The following is a 19,164-nucleotide window of genomic DNA, read 5'->3' on the forward strand; positions in this document are numbered from 1 at the left end:
CATGAATTTTTCGGTGACTGAACTTTTTGTAATATTCACGGCGTATTTATTTTTCCTCTTTGCGATCGCCTACGCTACTGAGCGCAACATCATCCCTCGCCGCATTTCAGAGCACCCTCTAATACATGCCGTGTCTTTAGGCACTTATGCCAGCGTTTGGACCTTTTATGGCTCCTTTGGAATGATAGAACAATCAGGCATGCTTTTTCTGGCATCTTATCTTGGTGCGACTGCCGCTTTTTTCCTAGCGCCTATACTCTTTACGCCTATTTTCACCATTACTAACCGTTATAAACTCAGCTCGCTAGCTGATTTATTTGCTTTTAGATTTCGCAGCGCATTGGTTGGCACTATTACTACCTTGTTATTATTTTGTGCGATTTTGCCCCTACTCTCGATACAAATCCAAGCAGTTTCAAGCTCATTAAACGTGCTCAACCGCAATGTACCTAGCCCACAGATCGCGGCGGCCTTTTGCACCCTGATCGCCTTGTTCGCTATTCTTTTTGGCACTAGGCATCCCTCCCTGCGTGCGCGCAACCGAGGCTTAGTCGTGGCCATGGCAACCAGTTCAGTTATTAAATTACTGGTTCTCTTAGGAGTCGCTCTTTATGTCTTATTTGCTGTTTTTAATGGTCCCACTGATCTACATACTTGGATAACAGAACGACCTATTATTATAGATAGACTACTCAAGAGCAGTGATGGAGAAAGCTGGCGAACCCTACTGCTAACCTTTTTCGCAGCAGCAATTGTGATGCCTCATATGTTCCACATGGCATTTACTGAAAATCGCACTACCGAAACCCTTCGAAAAGCCTCTTGGGGAATGCCTCTTTACCTATTCGGTATGGCAGCCTGCATCCCCATTATTGTGTGGGGCGGTTACAAGATAGGCGTGACAGATCACTCTTCCTTCTTAATGCTCCACCTAGGCCGCGCGCTCGAATCAGACATCATCATTATTGCTGTGCTCATTGGTGGCTTAACCGCTGCTAGCGGCATTATTATAGTGACCGCTATCTCCATGGCCTCCATGCTACAAAACCACGTTATTTTGCCGCTCATCAAAACACCAGATAACATAAAATTTTATGACTTAATCCTGTGGATGCGCCGCATTCTCATCATACTTGTCGTGTCTTGTGGATACTTTTTTTATATTGCAGCGGGCAACTCCCAACAACTTCACATGCTGGGTTTAAGCTCCTCTATTGCTTTTTTACAGTTTTTACCTGGACTCTTAGCAACGCTATTTTGGCTAGGAGCAAACCGAATAGGATTAATTTGCGGGTTAATTGTTGGCATGTTCAGCTGGGCTGTTACAACCTTTTACCCATTACTTAGCGCAGGGCAAAAGCTTAACAGCTCTCTTGAAGCTGTCGACTGGCAATCCTCAGCGATTGTCTCATTATTACTAAATATTTTCGTTTTCGTAGCCGTCTCCCGTATCACACGCACATCACCCGAAGAGCGACGCGCAGCCGAAGCATGTTTAGCAAATGCCTTCGTAACACCAGAAGGCTTGGCACGACCAGCCTTCGAAACTAAAGATATAATTCGTTTACTCTCGCCAAAATTAGGCGAAGCAGCTGCACGCCGAGAGCTGCGCCACGCCATTCGCCGCCTCAACTTAACCGCCGACCAGCTCGCGCCACTTGATATGCTGCGCTTACGAAATACATTAGAGCAAAACTTATCGGCATTGATCGGTCCTATTGAGGCCGCCACATTATTAGAGCCACTGAGCAAGCAACCTTCAAGAACAGGTGATTTCCCTGCCCGCGACATTCATTTTTTAGAAAGCCACTTAGAAACTTACCAAGCCAAATTGAGCGGTTTAGCAGCCGAGTTGGACGAGTTGCGTCGCTACCACCGTACAACTTTAGAAAAGTTGCCTATTGGCGCCTGTACAGTCTCGCCGTCTCAGCAAATTTTATTTTGGAACAATGAAATTGCCACGCTAACCCAACTGACTCCAATGGACGTTAGCGATCTCGTATTATCAGAGCTTCCACAACCTTGGTGCGAAGTGTTACCCGCATTTATCTCCCAAGAAGAAAACCACTTAACAGAAGTTCATATCCGACTACGTGATCAGGATTACTATCTCACGCTACATAAAAGTCATTTATCTGATAATCCCGACAGCTCAATTGTTCTCCTAGTCGAGGACGAAACCAGCCATCATTTACTCGCCGAAAAGCTGACACATAGTGAACGGCTCGCTTCCATTGGGCGATTTGCCGCCGGCGTAGCTCATGAAATAGGCAATCCTATTACCGGTATCGCCTGTCTTGCACAAAACTTACCGCTAGAAACAGACCAGCCCGAAGTACTAGAGACGGGAGACCAGATTGTAGAGCAAACACGGCGCATCAACCGTATCGTACAGTCGTTAATACGCTTTGCGCGAACAGGCCAAAGCATCGGAGATATCCAACTCGAACGCTTAAGGCTAGCCGACTGCGTAGAAGAAGCCATTCACTTGGTGTCACTAGACAGTCACGCCAAACAACAAAATTTTTTCAGGGATATTCCTAACAATTTAGACCTTGAAGCGGATCCTCAACTCATCACTCAAGTATTGGTCAATCTTTTAAATAACGCTTGCGATGCCTCTCCAATACAAGGAGCTATTTGGGTTCATGCCGAACAGCAAGACCAACAAATCATATTAAGTATCACGGACGAAGGCACTGGCATTGATGATTCCATTAAAGCCAAACTATTTGAGCCTTTTTTCACCACAAAAGACCCTGGCAAAGGAACGGGGCTAGGTCTACCTTTGGTGTACAACATCATCACCGAGCATTATGGTAGTATTGAGATAATAAGCCCCGCCAACCAACAGCTTCGTAACGGCACGCAAGTGATTATTACCTTGCCAGGGCTACAGAGCGACTCCGCTGAGCCGCATGTGTGAGAAACGTAGGTAGAAAATTTATGAGTCGTATTTTGATCGTAGAAGACGAGTCGATCATCCGTGCGGCGTTGAAACGCTTGCTGGAAAAACACAGCTACGCCGTCGATGATGCGGCATCTGTTGATGACGCCGTCTCCACATTTAACCTCAACGATTACCAATTAATTATTAGTGACTTACGCTTACCAGGATCGCCGGGCACGGACTTAATAACCCTCGCCAAGAATACCCCGGTACTCATCATGACTAGCTATGCAAGCATGCGCTCCGCTGTCGATGCGATGAAAATGGGGGCTGTAGACTACATTGCTAAGCCATTTAATCATGATGAAATGTTGGCTACGATCCGTACAATTTTAGAAAGCGCTGAGACCAAGACACCAGCCTCTTTGGATGAACCAGAACCAGATAGTTCCGCCAAAGATACAGGGAACCTTGAGCAAGGTGATTTTGTTGGCAGTTGCGACGCCATGCGTTCACTCTTCACGCGTATTTCTAAAGTTGCACGCACCGATGCCACCGCCCTCATTTTAGGGGAATCAGGCACAGGTAAAGAGCTAGCAGCCAAAGCCATTCATGAACAGAGTGATCGGCGCTCAGCTCCTATGATCTCGGTCAACTGCGCCTCAATCCCCGAGACCCTCATCGAGTCAGAGCTGTTTGGTCACGAAAAAGGCTCATTTACTGGAGCCAACTCCGCCCGAAGCGGCTTAATTGAAGCGGCCGACGGTGGAACACTGTTTTTAGATGAAATAGGTGAACTTCCGCTGGAGGCGCAAGCTAGGCTGCTGCGCTTTTTACAAGAAAGCGAGATTCGGCGAGTAGGCTCTGTACAGTCGAAAAAGGTGAATGTGCGCTTAGTTGCAGCCACACACAGAAATTTAAAAGAACTCGCCAAACAAGGGCTTTTCCGCGAAGACTTATATTACCGTTTATATGTAATGGAATTACGTATGCCCCCTCTTCGGGAACGTGGGCAGGATATCTTAGAGTTAGCAGATCAATTTCTCATCAAGGCTTGTGAGAAAATGTCAGCGCCGCCGGCCATGCTATCGCCAAGCTGTCGAGAAATTATGCTAGGTTATCACTGGCCAGGTAATGTCCGAGAACTCGAAAACGCTATTGAACGCGCCGTTATCTTAGCTGATGATCATATTATCACCCCCGAGCTGCTCGGCTTAGACGTTGAGGTTCGACCTTCACTCGAAACCATTGAGCACACCTACGGTGAAAGAACCGCCAATAATCCACCTACTGACTTACCCGTTCAAAAGCAATCTAGGGCAGGCTTATCCCTCGATGACTACTTCCAGCGCTTTGTTCTAGAAAACCAAGAACGCATGAATGAAACGGATTTAGCCAAAAAACTAGGCGTTAGCCGCAAATGTTTATGGGAACGTAGACAGAAACTCGGCATACCTCGTAAGCCTAAAGTAGCACAAGGGTAACACTTTAGGCTTAAAAACCCATAGGTAACACTTAATCCTCTTTAGTGTTACCTATGTGTTACCTGAGGTAACACCTTAAAGTTACACTGCGTTACATTCCTGAACAATTATTCACAAAAAATAAAAACAATACTTTAAAAACAACAAGTTAACAAAACTGGCACATCGCCTGCAATATACTAGGTGTACAAACAACAACAATAAGCTTTAAACATTAACCGCAATAAAAATAAAAATTGGAAGATGTTGTAAAGTTATCTACCTCGAATAAAAATAAAAATGAGGTTTAAAAAAGGCTGGTCGCTAGAATTGTGTAATAACACCCCTCAAGCGCCAAATAAAAATAACAAGCTTAGGTAATACCGGCTTGCGATCAGCTTAAATATCTCTCTTTCATTCAGTTCTTCTTTCAGCTTAATGTGGTTGCCTATAGATGGTATGATTAGGAAAAACCTATGAGCTGCATATTAAATACACATGCCTACCCGACTTATTAAAAAAGTGACCGGTCTTTTCCGGAACAAATCTACATCTAATACTATCGCTACAAACGAAGCGCCTGCGCCGGTTGTTGTATCATCGCCTGAACCTGATAGCTTCCCGCGTGTCATCAAAGAAGAGCAACACCAAATTGCCCGTAAGTATTTGGATGACAATGCTGCAAAAGTCGTTTATCGACTGCTCGACGGCGGCCACGAGGCTTATTTAGTCGGCGGTTGCATTCGCGATTTGTTACTTAAAAAACGCCCTAAAGATTTTGATGTGGCCACCAGCGCTCATCCCGAAGAGGCGCATCAACTTTTTAAACGCTCTCGCTTAATTGGTCGTCGTTTTAAACTGCTGCATGTTCGCTTTGGCCGAGACCTAATCGAGGTCGCCACTTTCCGCGCCAATCACGATAGCAACGACAACGAAAATGAAACCTTAGGTAAGCAATCTGACTCTGGGCTTATCTTGCGTGATAATGTATACGGAACCATTGAAGATGACGCGGTTCGTCGTGACTTCACGATTAATGCACTCTATTACAGCGTAGCCGACAAGAGCATTTACGACTTTGCTAACGGTTATGACGATATTGAAAAACGTACTATTCGAATGATAGGCGAACCCGATAGCCGTTATCGAGAAGACCCTGTACGCATGCTGCGAGCCATTCGTTTTAGCGCAAAACTCAACTTCACCATTGAGCCAGCAACCGAGGCACCTATCAAGCCGCTCGCCAATCTCTTGCAGGACATTGCGCCAGCGCGTCTGTTTGATGAAACGCTGAAACTGCTGCAGTCAGGCCATGGCGAAGCCTCTTTCGCTCTGCTAAAAGAGTACAATTTGTTAGAGCAGCTACTCCCACTCACACAGCAAGCTATTAATGACCCAACAACCGGCAAGCAAGCTGAAACGTTAATCATTAATGCACTTAAGAATACAGATCGTCGCTTAAGCCAACGCAAAAGCGTTACTCCGGCCTTCTTATTCGCTGTACTTTTATGGCAACCGCTTCAGAATCGCATGCAAGCATTACTCAAAGAGACACGCATGCCCGCTTACACAGCAATGCAAACGGCTGCCAACGAAATCATTTCTGAGCAAGTAAAGCGTATCGCCATTCCAAAACGCTTTTCTGTACCTATGCGTGAGATTTGGGAATTACAATTAAAGTTACCTAAACGTCACGGTCACCGTGCTCAACAAACGTTAGAACAACCGCGCTTCCGTGCCGCTTATGACCTATTACTATTACGAGAACAAAGCGGCGAACAAACCGATAACTTAGGCCAATGGTGGACACGTTACCAATCAGCATCCGAAGATGAAAAGTCCAACATGGTTGCCCAAATAAAACCAACGCGCCAACCACGCCATTCATCCCCCAAAAATGCCAAAAGCACCTCGGGAGAGAATAAACCTAAACCTCGCCGTCGTAGCCGTGCTAAAAATGACCCTCGCAACCAACAAGCCTAGTCATCTTTGTTACATAGGGCTAGGCAGCAACCTCGATAACCCCAAGCAACAGGTTATCGAGGCGCTAAATGCTCTGGACAAGATCCCTAATACGGCATTACTCAAACATTCGTCACTTTATCGGTCAGACCCCGTAGGCCCACCTGGCCAGCCTGACTATATCAACGCAGTAGCAGCACTCAGTACCCACTTAGAACCGGAACGGCTGCTGGATGAATTACAAGCCATTGAGCAAGACCATCAGCGTATTCGCAAAATACACTGGGGGCCTCGGACGCTCGATTTAGATATTATTCTGTTTGGCTCTCAAATCATTACGACCGATCGATTAACGATACCTCACCCTTATGCACATGAGCGCAGTTTTGTCCTTTGGCCACTGGCCGAAATAGCGCCTGAGGACCTTCAATTCCCTAATGGGAACACACTGACTCATCTTTTAGTCTCGAACCCGCTGGGCACACTCGAAAAGATATCGGTATAATCCGCCCCTAAACCAATAAGACACTATGGGTTACCTATGAACAATGTCACATTACATACGTTATCCGCTTGCAAACAGGCAGGCGAAAAGTTCGCTGTACTGACGGCGTATGATGCATGCTTTGCGCACGCCGTTAGCGAAGCTGGGATTGAAGTGATCTTGGTAGGTGATTCCTTGGGCATGGTCCTACAAGGACAAGATAGCACGCTACCTGTCACGGTTGACGACATGGTTTACCACACTCGAAGTGTGGCCCGCGGCAATCAAGGCGCTTTAATTATGTCTGATATGCCTTTTATGAGTTATGCCACCACAGAGCTTGCCATGGCAAACGCTGCCCGATTAATGCAAGCTGGTGCTCATATGGTTAAATTGGAAGGCGACCGCTGGTTAGCCGACGCGATTGCCTTACTATCCGAACGCGGTATTCCAACCTGTGCCCACATGGGGCTAACACCTCAAACTGTCAATAAAATGGGCGGTTATAAAGTCCAAGGACGCGACAGTGAAAGCGCTAAACAGATGATTGAAGATGCCGTCCTATTAGAAAAGACAGGCGCTAGCTGTTTGTTACTGGAGTGCGTTCCGGCATTGTTAGCCGAAGAAATCACTCGCGCGGTGGAAATCCCTGTTATCGGAATCGGAGCAGGGGCCGCTACTGACGGGCAAGTACTGGTTGTACATGACATGCTAGGCTTAACACCCAAACGTACTCCCAAGTTTGTTAAAAACTTTATGGTAGACACCGGTGACGTCCAATCAGCCTTGCGTGCCTACGCGATTGCCGTAAAAGACGGGAGTTTCCCGGCCGAAGAGCACACATTTAAGTAAGCGATAATGAAAACTTTCCACACTGTTCAAGAATTACGTGAGGCGCTCGCTAGTGAGCGCCAACACGGCCACCGTATAGCGCTCGTTCCAACCATGGGAAACTTGCACGAAGGCCACATCTCTTTAGTTGAGGCCGCAAAACAGCACGCTGACATTATTGTGGCGACGGTTTTTGTTAACCCTCTTCAGTTTGGGCCTAACGAAGACCTTGACACTTACCCGCGCACCTTAGATGCCGACAAAACACAATTATCAGCGGCTGGGTGTCACTATCTGCTAGCCCCCTCAGTAGAAGAAGTCTACCCCGACGGCCAAGCCACACAAACACAAGTATCCGTTCCGGGCGTAACCGAACTTTACTGCGGAGCTAGCCGTCCGGGCCATTTTGATGGTGTCACGACTGTCGTTTGCAAACTTTTTGGCATGGTACAACCAGATGTAGCCCTGTTTGGTGAAAAAGATTTTCAGCAACTTTTTGTCATTCGCAAGATGACACGCGACCTATGCATGCCAATCGATATTGTCGGCGTACCGATCAAGCGTAACGCTAAAGGTCTCGCTCTCAGCTCACGCAACGGTTACCTCTCAAAATCACAACTTGAGACGGCGACTATTTTAAACCAAACTCTTAAAGCACTTAAAGATCAGCTAATAGCCGACATTGAGCCTCGAGACCAGCTGCTTAAAAAAGCACAAGAAGCGCTCGAAGCCGCCGGTTTTACACGAGATTATTTGGTACTTGCTCGTCAGTCGGATTTACAACCAGCACAACCAGATGATACCGATTTAGTGATATTAGCAGCCGCCTTCGTGGGCCAAACTCGACTAATAGACAACATTGCTTTTCGTCTATAACCCCTTCCCTAAGCCCTTTGTCCCTGATACGTTTGAAACAAGCACAAAGAACATTTTATTGATCTTTGTGCTTGCATTCGTGTTATTGCTCGCACACTATGGATTTCTACCGCAGTGCAACATTTTTTATGTTACATAGCGGTAAATATGCCAAGGATAACCATAAAACTAGGCAATAAGGATGGGACTAAAAAGATGCGACACACAGGCTTTTTGCCACGTTTAATGCATCCATTAATAGCCCAGTCCACAATTGGGATTAATCAGGAAAAGAGGCACTATCATGCGTGATGTAGTCATCGTTGCAGCTGGCCGTACAGCGGTTGGTACTTTTAATGGAACACTAGCAGGCGTCAAAGCATCTGACTTAGGTGCAACTGTTATTAAAGGTCTTATTGAGCAAACAAAGATAGACCCCTCACAGATCGATGAAGTTATTATGGGCCAAGTACTGACTGCCGGATGTGGGCAAAACCCCGCCCGCCAGGCTTTGATTAATGCAGGCCTACCACAAGAAGTTCCCGCGTTTACACTCAACAAAGTATGTGGATCAGGCCTCAAAGCGATACAACTTGCCACTCAAGCTATCCGCTGCGGTGACGCTGATATGATTATCGCTGGCGGCCAAGAAAACATGAGTGCCTCTCCACACGTACTGCCTAATTCTCGTAACGGAGCTCGCATGGGTGATTGGAAAATGGTTGATACCATGATCACCGATGGTCTGTGGGATGCATTCAATGACTACCACATGGGTATTACCACAGAGAATATCGTGGCTAAGTATGGTTTTACCCGCGAAGAGCAAGACGCTTTTGCATCAGCATCACAAAACAAAGCAGAAGCGGCTGTAAAAGCTGGCCGCTTTAAAGACGAAATCATCCCTGTGGTCATTCCTCAGCGCAAAGGTGATCCGATTGTCTTTGATACGGATGAGCAACCTCGCTTTGGTTGCACACCAGAAGCACTTGCTAAGCTGCGTCCTGCTTTCAAAAAGGACGGAACCGTAACTGCGGGCAACAGCTCCACAATCAATGATGGCGCTGCCGCTGTTATTGTATGCTCTGCAGAAAAAGCTGCCGAACTTGGCTTGCCTGTATTAGCGCGCATTAAAGCCTATGCTTCTTCTGGTGTTGATCCAGCAATTATGGGCACTGGACCTATCTGTGCGACTCAAAAAGCATTGGAGAAAGCAGAATGGTCAGTAGACTCCTTAGACCTTGTTGAAGCTAACGAAGCCTTTGCGGCACAAGCTATGTCAGTCAACAAAGACGTTGGCTGGAACACAGACATTGTTAACGTCAACGGCGGCGCTATTGCACTGGGTCACCCTATTGGCGCATCCGGTTGCCGTATCTTTGTTTCATTAATTCACGAGATGAATAAACGCGATGCCAAGAAAGGCCTAGCCACTTTATGTATTGGTGGCGGTATGGGTACTGCACTGGCTGTCGAGCGTGATTAATCACTGACCCAAAAATCGACATAAAAAAACCGCCGTGTCATCGGCGGTTTTTTTTGGTCAACCATTAAGCTTCTGAAATAGCACCCTTACCAATGCCTTCGTAAGCCCTTACTCGCACTTCATCCAGCGGCCGGATCTGCTTCGTCCGCTCTGCTAAATGTTGAGCTATTTGCTCAACCGTAGTTTCCGTATCGATGTCATAACAACGATCACTGGGTAGTGACAAATAAAACTCACCTTGCGGCGCGTCATAGGCATATACATTCACACCCTCAGGTCCTTCTTGGCGATGTGCCTTTGTGCCGATGTAAATATCCTTCCAACGCGTGGCTAAATCAGCCTCTAGCTTATCGTCTCGTACGTCATTAACAAAAATTTCAACCCGTGAACGGTGACCATGAGCGATACGTTGGCAATTCCCGTTATGTTGTTGCAAACCATGGCTGTAATGATAAAACGCCCCGTCAATACTCTCAGGGACAAAAGACAACCTCATCCCTCGAACTTCTTGCGGGAAAAGGGCCATTAGCTTTTCAATACACCACGCCGCTAGCGATTCAGGAGTGACCTCATCGATCTCAACCAACGCTATCGCTCGACTGGGGGAACGACAAACCAGCTCACCACCGTCTGGATATTGCCATTTCACTTCGGTCTCACCAGCATCCGCGCTAACGCAAAGGCGCTCCATCTCAGTAGGCACAACAAGCGCATGATCAATGGTAGTGTCCATCCATTCACGCACGAGCTTTTTAACCACACCGAAATCACACACCATTCCCTGATCATTTAACGAGCCGTCCAGCTCTAATTGCACCAACCACGATTCGCCCATCAAGCCACGAGTCGGGTGCAAGTAAGAAAAATCTACATTTGTCAGGTTATTTACAAACAGCTTCACAATATACGCCTCAATTCTAAGCCGCCCATTCTATCGCATGGAGCAAGTCACTTGCATGAAAAATACAAAGATCAGCTATAAAAAAGTCGTATATTAACGAACAACACATCAATCATTTATGTATAACGAACGGACGCGGTATACTTTAACTTTTTGGACAAAGCCCTATGCGTCTCGACAAGTACCTATCACAAGCCACAGGCCTCTCGCGTAAAGAGGTGAAACGATTAATGCACAAGAACACGGTTACTGTGAATGGTGAGCTCGTACGAGACCCCTCACTGCATATCAGCCTAGATGACAATGTTGTTTTTAATGACGGCGAAGTGGCCGCACCAACACCCCGCTATTTAATGATGAATAAGCCTGAAGGCGTAGTGTGCGCTAACGATGACCCTCTTCACCCTACCGTAATTAGCCTGCTATACGATGAGCCACGCCCTGACAGCTTACATACAGTGGGCCGCCTCGATATAGATACCACCGGGCTGATCCTAATAACGGATGATGGCCAATGGTCGCACCGAGTCACAGCACCCAAACATAAAATGCCCAAGCGGTACCATGTGACAACCGTTGACCCTATTCCAGAGTCAGCCATTGACGATTTTGCCCAAGGCGTTCAGCTGCATAACGAACCACAGCCAACTAAACCAGCCTCGTTAGTCATCATTAACGAACATGAAGCCTTTTTAACCCTCACTGAAGGTAAATATCATCAAGTAAAACGCATGTTTGCTGCCATTGGTAACAAAGTTGAAGCCTTACATCGTGATGCCATAGCCGATGTGTTACTGGACGATACTCTTGCTCCCGGTGAATATCGAGAACTGACCCAACAAGAACAGGAGCTGTTAGGCGTATGATGCGCGACAAAGCATTTGATCTACTTTATCAGAGCTTTAATCCAGCACTGCCAAACACCTTATGGTTTGTCGATGAAAACCTAATACCCGAACATGCCCCAGCAGCGATGGGCAACACACGAGTAATCGCTAACCGTTACCATATACACAGACAATTGCTCAATGCGGGCTGGCATGCGGAGTTTTCTGACTTTGACTGCCAAGGCTTAGCACCAGGTAGCTATGATCAAATCTATTTGCGCATCCCCAAAGAAAAGGCGCTTGCTCACTACTTAATCAACACAGCTTCTCGCCTATTAGCCCCCACGGGAAGCCTCATTTTAAGCGGCTTAAAGCAAGAAGGAATCAAAGGATTTTTTGATCGCGCGGATACAGCCGGCGCTCAAACTGAACGCTGGAAGCTTGATAAAGAAACATGGGCAGCGGCTATCACTTTTACCCAACCGATCACGTTAGATGACAAAGACTACACTGCCCTGCGCCCCGCCGTCGCTGATACCTCTTTCTCGTTTATCAGTAAACCGGGAGTATATGGCTGGAATAAAATAGACCAAGGCAGTCAGCTGCTCATCGAGCACCTTTGCGATATCATCGGTCAATCTCAGCCCCAAAGTGCGTTAGATATCGGATGTGGTTATGGCTACCTTTCCTTACATACGGGGAAGATGCTATCCATCCCCGTGACCGCAACAGACACCAACGCCGCGGCTATTGAGTGCTGTACTGCCAACGCAACGCAATCCAATGTAAACATCTCTGCGGTAGCTGATGACTGTGCACGCCATATAGATAGTGTATTTGATTTAGTGGTTTGCAATCCGCCGTTTCATAGCGGGTTTGGCGTAGAAAGCCAGCTAACAGACCGCTTTCTAGCCAGTGCTGCGCAACATTTAACCCCAGACGGCCAAGCAATCTTTGTTACCAACCTACACATCGGCATTGAAAAGAAAGCGGCAGATTACTTTTCAATCGTTGACACTCCAGTGCAAACCAACCACTTCAAGCTTATCCACTTACGGCTCCCCAAAAAGAGCAAAGCTACCGTAAGTGACTAACGAACAAGCAAAAACGCCTAGCAAGGCTAGGCGTTTATAAGCTAAACACGTAACAGTATATTACAGTAAATCGCGGATATGCTCTTCACGGTCTTTCGAAGCCGGGTGGCTTGAGAATACACTATGGCTACCGCCACTGGCGGCTTCCATCGCTTGGAACTGTTTCATAACACCGATACCTGCACTAGCATCCCAACCGTGGCGCTTCATAAACTTAACGGCATAGGTATCAGATGCACTTTCTTGTGATTGTGAAAACTGAGCAGACACCAATTTATGGGTAAAGTCTCCCAACTGCGAATCCGACAACATACCGACAGTACCGCCAGCTGCTGAAGCGCCTTTACGTGCCGCTGAAGCCGCATAAGCTAACTGGTACTCTTTACGCGTGTGACCTAATTTTACATGACCTACTTCGTGACCAATAACAAATCGTACTTCATCATCCGTCAACTTATCCATCAAACCCGAATACACTCGAACCGTACCGTTAGGCATAGCAAACGCGTTCATTTCATCTGTTAGATACACTTTGAAGTTCAATTCAAGTCCGTCTTCGTTATTCAGACCCTGAGTAATTCGCGCTAAACGTTTAGCGTATTTATTGCTAGCCGGTGCCACGTTGTTATTAGCATCCAGCTGCTTAGCCGATTGATCAGCTAGCGCAATCACTTCTTGATCGCTAATGGTGGCCGCTTTGTACAAATCCGTCGCGGCTGTCATATCAATGTTTTCCACACAGCCTGTGAGTAAGACAGATGCTGTGACAGCGGCCAATAATGTTTTTTTCATATTCACTTCCAATTTGTGTTTACCTTAAGAAAGGCCGGAATGTAGCAAAAGGTCACGATATTTGCATCTAATTAGACACGAAAATTCCATTCAGGCTTATAAATCATCAAACATATTGCGCAAGCTATTTAAGGTAGCTCTACCTCTTGCCTTATTTAATTCTGGATTTTTTTCCCCATTACCTTCGATTTCCAAATCTTCTTGAGGTAATTCATCTAAAAAACGACTAGGAGTACAGTCGATAAGCTCACCAAACTGTTTGCGCTGGCGAGCTAGCGTCATGGTCAGTGTCTTTTTAGCGCGCGTAATACCCACGTAGGCTAACCGGCGCTCCTCTTCAATATCGCCATTTTCGATGCTATTGCGATGGGGCAATAGCTCCTCCTCCATACCCATCAAATACACATGAGGAAACTCAAGTCCTTTAGACGCATGAAGTGTCATCAACTGAACGCGATTCGAGTCATCTTCCTCTTCTTGGCGGTCCAACATGTCAATCAGGATAAGGCGCGCGATGGCTTCTTCCACACCGGCATCAGGATCATCTTCTTGCAGACGTTCGAGTGTATTGCGTAATGAATCAACCAAGAACCAAACATTCTGCATGCGTTTTTCGCCCATCGCATCACTAGAACTGTTCTGATAAATCCATCCTTCATAATCGATATCCTGAATCAATTCTTTAATCGCCTGGATAGGATCACCTTCATAGCAAAGGCGATACTTTTCATGCAACCAATGTGTAAAGCGTCTCAGTTTTTCAACAGCGGCCGCTGGTAAGCGCTGCTCAAGTCCTATTTCAGAGCAGGCATCAAACAAGCTGACACGACGCTCAGTCGCGTATTCACCTAACTTTTGTAAAGTGGATGGTCCTATTTCACGGCGCGGTAAGTTAATGATGCGTAAAAAGGCATTATCATCATCGCGGTTAACAAGCACTTTTAAGTAACTCATCAGATCCTTGATTTCAGCACGCGCAAAAAACGACGTACCGCCTGATAACTTATAAGGCACCTGAAACGCCTGTAACTTAACTTCAAGCAAACGTGATTGAAAGTTGCCTCGATATAAAATAGCAAAGTCGTTAAAGGGGATGTGATTACGTAAGTGCAAGTCGAGTATTTCTGTGGCAATACGTTCACATTCTGCATCTTCATTTCGGGTATGCACCACTCGTAGCGGATCACCAAACCCCATGTCACTCCATAAAGTCTTTTCAAAGGCGTGAGGGTTATTCGCAATTAAAGTATTAGCGGCTTTAAGAATGCGGCTCGTTGAGCGGTAGTTTTGCTCAAGTTTGACGACTTTTAAGCTAGGGAAGTCAACCTGCAGCTGCGCTAGGTTTTCAGGCCGAGCACCTCGCCACGCGTATATGGATTGATCATCATCACCTACTACGGTTAACGCGCCTCTGTGGCCTACTAACTGGCGAACTAGCTTGTATTGGCTGAGGTTAGTGTCTTGATACTCATCCACTAATAAGTACCTTATACGCTGCTGCCAGCGCTCTAACACATCAGGGTGCTCTTCAAACAAACGAACCGGAGTCCAAATCAAATCATCAAAATCGACCGCGTTGTACGCTTGTAAATGCGTCATGTAAGCATCATAGGCACGTGCAGCTAATACTTCTTCCGGGGTCTTAGCAAAACTCTCTGCTTTAGCAGGCGTCACCATCTCGTTTTTCCAATTTGAGATCATTGTACGAATCATATCTACTTGCTCCGCATCTTCATCATGATGCATTAGCAGGTCTCTAATCAGCGCCTTGGTATCTTGATCATCAAAAATAGAAAAACCCGGCTTCAATCCCAATTTTTTGTGTTCACGGCGAATAATATTCATACCCAAATTATGGAAAGTCGACACCGTTAACCCTTTGGTCTTGCCGGGCAATAATTGCGTAACACGCTCCTTCATTTCACGAGAGGCCTTGTTCGTGAAAGTTACAGCCGCTATATATCGCGCCTCAATGCCGCACTTATTAACCAAGTAGGCAATTTTGCGTGTTATAACACTGGTCTTGCCTGAGCCCGCGCCTGCCAGCACCAATAGTGGACCACTAATATAATCAACGGCTTCTCGCTGACGGGGATTTAACTTACTCATTTGATTTGCTCGTGCTGTTTCGCGTCGGTGACAGGTAATGGAAAACCACTAAGAAAAAGCTATATAAAACACTTGTTTGATGGCTTACTGCTTCATGTTACAGTTGATTCTCTGTACAGCATTATATACAAACAAAGGACGAATGCGTTCTGTTCCGTCATTATAATTGGCTGAGGCTCTACCCAGAAAGCGGCAATGCGATATTCACATACTCTCCCTATCAAAGTTCTGGTTTATTGCCCTGATTCCTCGGCTACAGCGCACTTAACCAGTTTATTGCAGTCGCCCACTATTCACACCCAAATCGTTCAGTCTCTCACGGCGGTTAGGCGCTCACTTATCCAAGACTCAGTCAACTTGTTACTGATCTATGATACACCCGACAATGCCCTAGCTGACGGCGCTTTTTTTTATCAAGAGATTATCGATTCGGCAAAGCCTGTGGTTCTTGTGCAACCATCTATATCTCATCACGATGGTCAACGGTTATTAGAAGCCTCTTTTGCTGATTACATATCCCTCAACGGCCTTACGCAAGAAGCACTTATGCGTAGCTTTCGCTTGCTCACTCAAGCACATATAAAAGAAGCAGAAATACATTACTTAAAAGAGACCGATTGGCTGACACGTGTTCAAAACCGCACTAGCTTTTACAATACGCTAACTAAACTCATTAACAATCAGCAGGTAAAGGGAGGCGCGACCGCCTTAGTAACTGTTGATATCGATAATTTCCATGGCTTCAATCAGCGTATGGGAAACGCGGCTGGTGACAGCATCATTCGTAGCCTCTGCCATCGCTTATTGATCTGCGCACTCAATAACCCCGTTTATCGGATTGGCGGCGATGAGTTCGCTATTATTTTGGATGTTAACGATAAAACGCAAACAACCGCCGAAATTCAAAAGCTTATCAGCTCGCTAATCGATACCCTTCGCCCAGCGTTCCAACTTCATGGTGAAGAGCATATTTTAGGGGTTAGTATTGGCGTTTCTGTCGCGCCCAAACACGGGAAAAACCCCGACACCTTACTGAACCACGCCAACCAAGCGAGAGCCCGAGCTAAACACAAACACGGTTGTAGCTACTCAATATACGAGCCTAAAAAAGATCCTAAGCCCGTGTTCGACGGCCTTATCGAATCGGACTTGTGGGCCGCATTAAAATACGAGCAGTTTGCTCTTTATTATCAACCAAGAGTTGATCTTCAAACCGGTGCAGTGGTTGGCGCTGAAGCACTCATGCGCTGGCACCATCCCAGCCATGGGCTTATTATGCCTACAGATTTCATCCCTCTCTCCGAAAAAACAGGCCAAATAGTACCGATGGGGTTTTGGGCAATCCAACAAGCAGGGCGGGACTTAAAAACGCTGGAGAAAGCAGGGTGCTACCTAGATAAATTAGGGATCAACTTATCGTTTCGCCAATTTCAAAATGATTACCTAGCACGCACCATCCAGCGCATTATTGCTCGCGATAATATTGATACCCAAGTTCTTGAATTTGAACTAACCGAATCATCTCTGTTTAGTAATGATGAACATGTTCGTCACAGCATCGAAGAGCTGTGCAAAACAGGGATTGAGTTCTCGCTAGATGACTTTGGAACAGGCTATTCCTCTTTTGCTTTACTGCAAAAACTACCGGTTAGTACACTTAAAATCGATCGCTCCTTTATTGCCAACTTGCCGCATAATAACGATGATGTAGAAATAGTCCGCGCGATAATTTCCTTAGCGCACAACTTAAGCATGACGGTTATTGCCGAAGGCGTTGAAACCAAAGAACAGCTCGATTGTTTAAAGGCTCATCAATGCGATCAGGTTCAAGGTTTCTACTACAGCCAACCGGTAACACTGCCTCACCTAATCTCTATGATTAACGGCCGTTCGATAGCCCTTCTCTAAAGCCAAGCGCCTCCATAATGGCTGGCCGTCCCACTGCAACATCGCCTTTTAAATCCGCAATAGTTCGCGCCACTTTCAATACACGATGGCATGCACGCGCCGACAAACCGAACCGACCGGCAGCTCCAGCTAATGTATCCCGTGAGCTGTCGGATAAATCGCAAATGGCATCCAGCTGCTTAGCTTCCAATACATTATTACGACACCCCTGGCGCTCGTACTGACGAGCCAACGCTTGCGAAACCCTTTCAGCCACCTGTGCACTGGACTCTGATGGCTGTCCATCCAAACGCAACAAGGTGTCAGCCGGCAACGCAGCGACATTCACAAACAAGTCGATACGGTCTAGCAACGGTCCAGATAGTTTGTCTTGATAACGTCTGACTTGATCCGGTGTGCATCGACATCGTCCGGATGGATCACCGGCATAGCCGCAGGGGCAGGGATTCATTGCGCCAATTAACTGAAAACGTGCGGGGAACTCTGTTTGACGGGAGGCTCTAGAGATTAAAATTTGGCCTGTTTCTAAAGGCTCACGCATAACTTCTAGCACCTTGCGTGAAAACTCGGGCATTTCATCCAAGAAAAGAACCCCTTGATGCGCAAGCGATATTTCCCCCGGGCGTGGATGGCTACCGCCCCCAACGAGCGCCGCTGGTGATGCCGTATGGTGTGGCGCTCTAAAGGGACGCACCCCTTGGCAAATATTATCCACAGGCAGCCCAGCAACCGAATAAATGGCGGCAGCTTCTAAGCGCTCATCTTCATTTAATGTAGGCAACAAGCTTGGTAAGCGCGCCGCCAGCATACTTTTACCACTTCCCGGCACACCGCTCATTAATAGATTATGTCCACCCGCCGCCGCTATTTCTAAAGCTCGCTTTGCCTGCACTTGCCCTTTCACATCACTCAGGTCGTGTCGTTGAATTGAATGTAAAGGCATTTCAACTTGAGGTTCCACGGCCTCTAGCTTTTTTTGTCCAGAGAAAGCGGCACAGACATCCAAAAGATGATCGGCTACACGAACTTTTAACTCGCGAACCAAGCGGGCTTCTTGTCGATTTTCATTAGGGATCAGTAAAGCACGTCCTGCTTTTTTACACGCAACGGCCGCTGGTAATACGCCGGTCACAGCACGTAAATCACCCGATAACGCCAGCTCACCGAGTAATTCAACCTTGTGCAGATTGTCTGTCGGTATCTGTCCCGAAGCAGCCAAGATACCAACTGCAATAGCAAGGTCGAACCGCCCCCCATCTTTAGGTAAATCGGCAGGCGCCAAATTTATAGTAATTCGTCGTTGGGGGAACTCATATCCAGCATTGAGAATAGCGCTACGCACACGCTCTCGGCTCTCACGAACGGCCGCTTCTGGCAAACCAACCAAGTTAAGCGCTGGCAACCCAGGCGACATATGAGTTTCAACGGTGACCGCTGGGGCAACAACGCCCAACTGAGCACGGGTATGAACAATAGCTAGGGACATACATCCTTCCTTGGACGTAACAACAATAGAATCAAGACGATAGCAGAAAACAACCGCCGGGTTCAAATACTCGCCT

Annotated in this window: 14 protein-coding genes; 10 read left to right on the forward strand and 4 right to left on the reverse strand. The window is 46.7% G+C overall.

From position 1 onward, the window contains the following. The first annotated feature begins 1 nt into the window (after position 1). From BS617_RS12165 to BS617_RS12195, 7 genes are all read left to right on the forward strand, one after another. Positions 2–2,926, forward strand: coding sequence for a sensor histidine kinase (locus BS617_RS12165; protein ID WP_075173060.1), 2,925 nt, complete (start codon positions 2–4; stop codon positions 2,924–2,926). A gap of 20 nt (positions 2,927–2,946) precedes the next feature. Next, entirely contained in the window at positions 2,947–4,374 is a 1,428-nt protein-coding gene (locus BS617_RS12170; protein ID WP_075173061.1) for a sigma-54-dependent transcriptional regulator, read from the forward strand. A gap of 477 nt (positions 4,375–4,851) precedes the next feature. Further along, positions 4,852–6,336 (forward strand): polynucleotide adenylyltransferase PcnB, encoded by a 1,485-nt coding sequence (gene pcnB / locus BS617_RS12175; RefSeq protein ID WP_083610015.1) that lies wholly within the window; start codon positions 4,852–4,854, stop codon positions 6,334–6,336. Further along, positions 6,311–6,820 carry a 2-amino-4-hydroxy-6-hydroxymethyldihydropteridine diphosphokinase gene (folK, locus tag BS617_RS12180; RefSeq protein ID WP_075173062.1) on the forward strand — a complete coding sequence of 170 codons (510 nt, stop codon included), beginning with the start codon at positions 6,311–6,313 and terminating at the stop codon, positions 6,818–6,820. The genes pcnB and folK overlap by 26 nt, the downstream gene beginning before the upstream one ends. A 36-nt stretch (positions 6,821–6,856) precedes the next feature. Continuing rightward, the gene (gene panB / locus BS617_RS12185) at positions 6,857–7,651 is read left to right on the forward strand and encodes a 3-methyl-2-oxobutanoate hydroxymethyltransferase (protein WP_075173063.1); all 795 of its coding nucleotides are present in this window, start codon (positions 6,857–6,859) and stop codon (positions 7,649–7,651) included. 6 nt (positions 7,652–7,657) lie between these two features. Beyond that, positions 7,658–8,506 (forward strand): pantoate--beta-alanine ligase, encoded by an 849-nt coding sequence (gene panC, locus BS617_RS12190; RefSeq protein WP_075173064.1) that lies wholly within the window; start codon positions 7,658–7,660, stop codon positions 8,504–8,506. A 283-nt stretch (positions 8,507–8,789) separates the two neighbouring features. After that, the gene (locus BS617_RS12195) at positions 8,790–9,971 is read left to right on the forward strand and encodes an acetyl-CoA C-acetyltransferase (RefSeq protein ID WP_075173065.1); all 1,182 of its coding nucleotides are present in this window, start codon (positions 8,790–8,792) and stop codon (positions 9,969–9,971) included. Between the two features lie 64 nt (positions 9,972–10,035). Here BS617_RS12195 and BS617_RS12200 read toward each other — a convergent pair whose 3' ends face one another. Continuing rightward, positions 10,036–10,872 (reverse strand): 6-carboxytetrahydropterin synthase, encoded by an 837-nt coding sequence (locus BS617_RS12200; protein ID WP_075173066.1) that lies wholly within the window; start codon positions 10,870–10,872, stop codon positions 10,036–10,038. Between the two features lie 167 nt (positions 10,873–11,039). On the opposite strand from BS617_RS12200, the gene rsuA reads away from it, so the two are divergent. Then, complete coding sequence (gene rsuA / locus BS617_RS12205) at positions 11,040–11,738, forward strand: 16S rRNA pseudouridine(516) synthase RsuA (protein ID WP_075173067.1); 699 nt, start codon at positions 11,040–11,042, stop codon at positions 11,736–11,738. Further along, positions 11,735–12,793, forward strand: a complete 1,059-nt coding sequence (locus BS617_RS12210) for a class I SAM-dependent methyltransferase (protein WP_083610016.1) — start codon at positions 11,735–11,737, stop codon at positions 12,791–12,793. The genes rsuA and BS617_RS12210 overlap by 4 nt, the downstream gene beginning before the upstream one ends. 60 nt (positions 12,794–12,853) lie before the next feature. On the opposite strand, the gene BS617_RS12215 is transcribed toward BS617_RS12210, so the two are convergent. After that, positions 12,854–13,585: a M48 family metallopeptidase gene (locus BS617_RS12215; RefSeq protein WP_075173068.1), complete on the reverse strand. Its 732-nt coding sequence runs from the start codon at positions 13,583–13,585 to the stop codon at positions 12,854–12,856. Between the two features lie 96 nt (positions 13,586–13,681). Continuing rightward, positions 13,682–15,694, reverse strand: coding sequence for a DNA helicase Rep (gene rep, locus BS617_RS12220; RefSeq protein ID WP_075173069.1), 2,013 nt, complete (start codon positions 15,692–15,694; stop codon positions 13,682–13,684). A gap of 195 nt (positions 15,695–15,889) precedes the next feature. Here rep and BS617_RS12225 point away from each other — a divergent pair, with 195 nt between their 5' ends. Beyond that, positions 15,890–17,602, forward strand: coding sequence for a putative bifunctional diguanylate cyclase/phosphodiesterase (locus tag BS617_RS12225; protein WP_075173070.1), 1,713 nt, complete (start codon positions 15,890–15,892; stop codon positions 17,600–17,602). Here the strand turns inward: BS617_RS12225 and BS617_RS12230 are convergent. After that, the gene (locus BS617_RS12230) at positions 17,574–19,088 is read right to left on the reverse strand and encodes a YifB family Mg chelatase-like AAA ATPase (RefSeq protein ID WP_075173071.1); all 1,515 of its coding nucleotides are present in this window, start codon (positions 19,086–19,088) and stop codon (positions 17,574–17,576) included. The two genes, BS617_RS12225 and BS617_RS12230, sit on opposite strands and share 29 nt — an antisense overlap. Between the last annotated feature and the right edge of the window lie 76 nt (positions 19,089–19,164).

The organism is Neptunomonas phycophila (genome assembly GCF_001922575.1).
GTDB lineage: Bacteria > Pseudomonadota > Gammaproteobacteria > Pseudomonadales > Balneatricaceae > Neptunomonas > Neptunomonas phycophila.

What these genes read in the sequence shown, in the direction of transcription:
- BS617_RS12195 (WP_075173065.1), top strand. Translation starts at nt 8,790, where the DNA reads ATGCGTGATGTAGTCATCGTTGCAGCTGGCCGTACAGCGGTTGGTACT.
- folK (WP_075173062.1), top strand. Translation starts at nt 6,311, where the DNA reads ATGACCCTCGCAACCAACAAGCCTAGTCATCTTTGTTACATAGGGCTA.
- pcnB (WP_083610015.1), top strand. Translation starts at nt 4,852, where the DNA reads ATGCCTACCCGACTTATTAAAAAAGTGACCGGTCTTTTCCGGAACAAA.
- BS617_RS12230 (WP_075173071.1), bottom strand. Translation starts at nt 19,088, where the DNA reads ATGTCCCTAGCTATTGTTCATACCCGTGCTCAGTTGGGCGTTGTTGCC.
- BS617_RS12215 (WP_075173068.1), bottom strand. Translation starts at nt 13,585, where the DNA reads ATGAAAAAAACATTATTGGCCGCTGTCACAGCATCTGTCTTACTCACA.
- panB (WP_075173063.1), top strand. Translation starts at nt 6,857, where the DNA reads ATGAACAATGTCACATTACATACGTTATCCGCTTGCAAACAGGCAGGC.
- rsuA (WP_075173067.1), top strand. Translation starts at nt 11,040, where the DNA reads ATGCGTCTCGACAAGTACCTATCACAAGCCACAGGCCTCTCGCGTAAA.
- BS617_RS12225 (WP_075173070.1), top strand. Translation starts at nt 15,890, where the DNA reads ATGCGATATTCACATACTCTCCCTATCAAAGTTCTGGTTTATTGCCCT.
- BS617_RS12170 (WP_075173061.1), top strand. Translation starts at nt 2,947, where the DNA reads ATGAGTCGTATTTTGATCGTAGAAGACGAGTCGATCATCCGTGCGGCG.
- panC (WP_075173064.1), top strand. Translation starts at nt 7,658, where the DNA reads ATGAAAACTTTCCACACTGTTCAAGAATTACGTGAGGCGCTCGCTAGT.
- BS617_RS12210 (WP_083610016.1), top strand. Translation starts at nt 11,735, where the DNA reads ATGATGCGCGACAAAGCATTTGATCTACTTTATCAGAGCTTTAATCCA.
- BS617_RS12165 (WP_075173060.1), top strand. Translation starts at nt 2, where the DNA reads ATGAATTTTTCGGTGACTGAACTTTTTGTAATATTCACGGCGTATTTA.
- rep (WP_075173069.1), bottom strand. Translation starts at nt 15,694, where the DNA reads ATGAGTAAGTTAAATCCCCGTCAGCGAGAAGCCGTTGATTATATTAGT.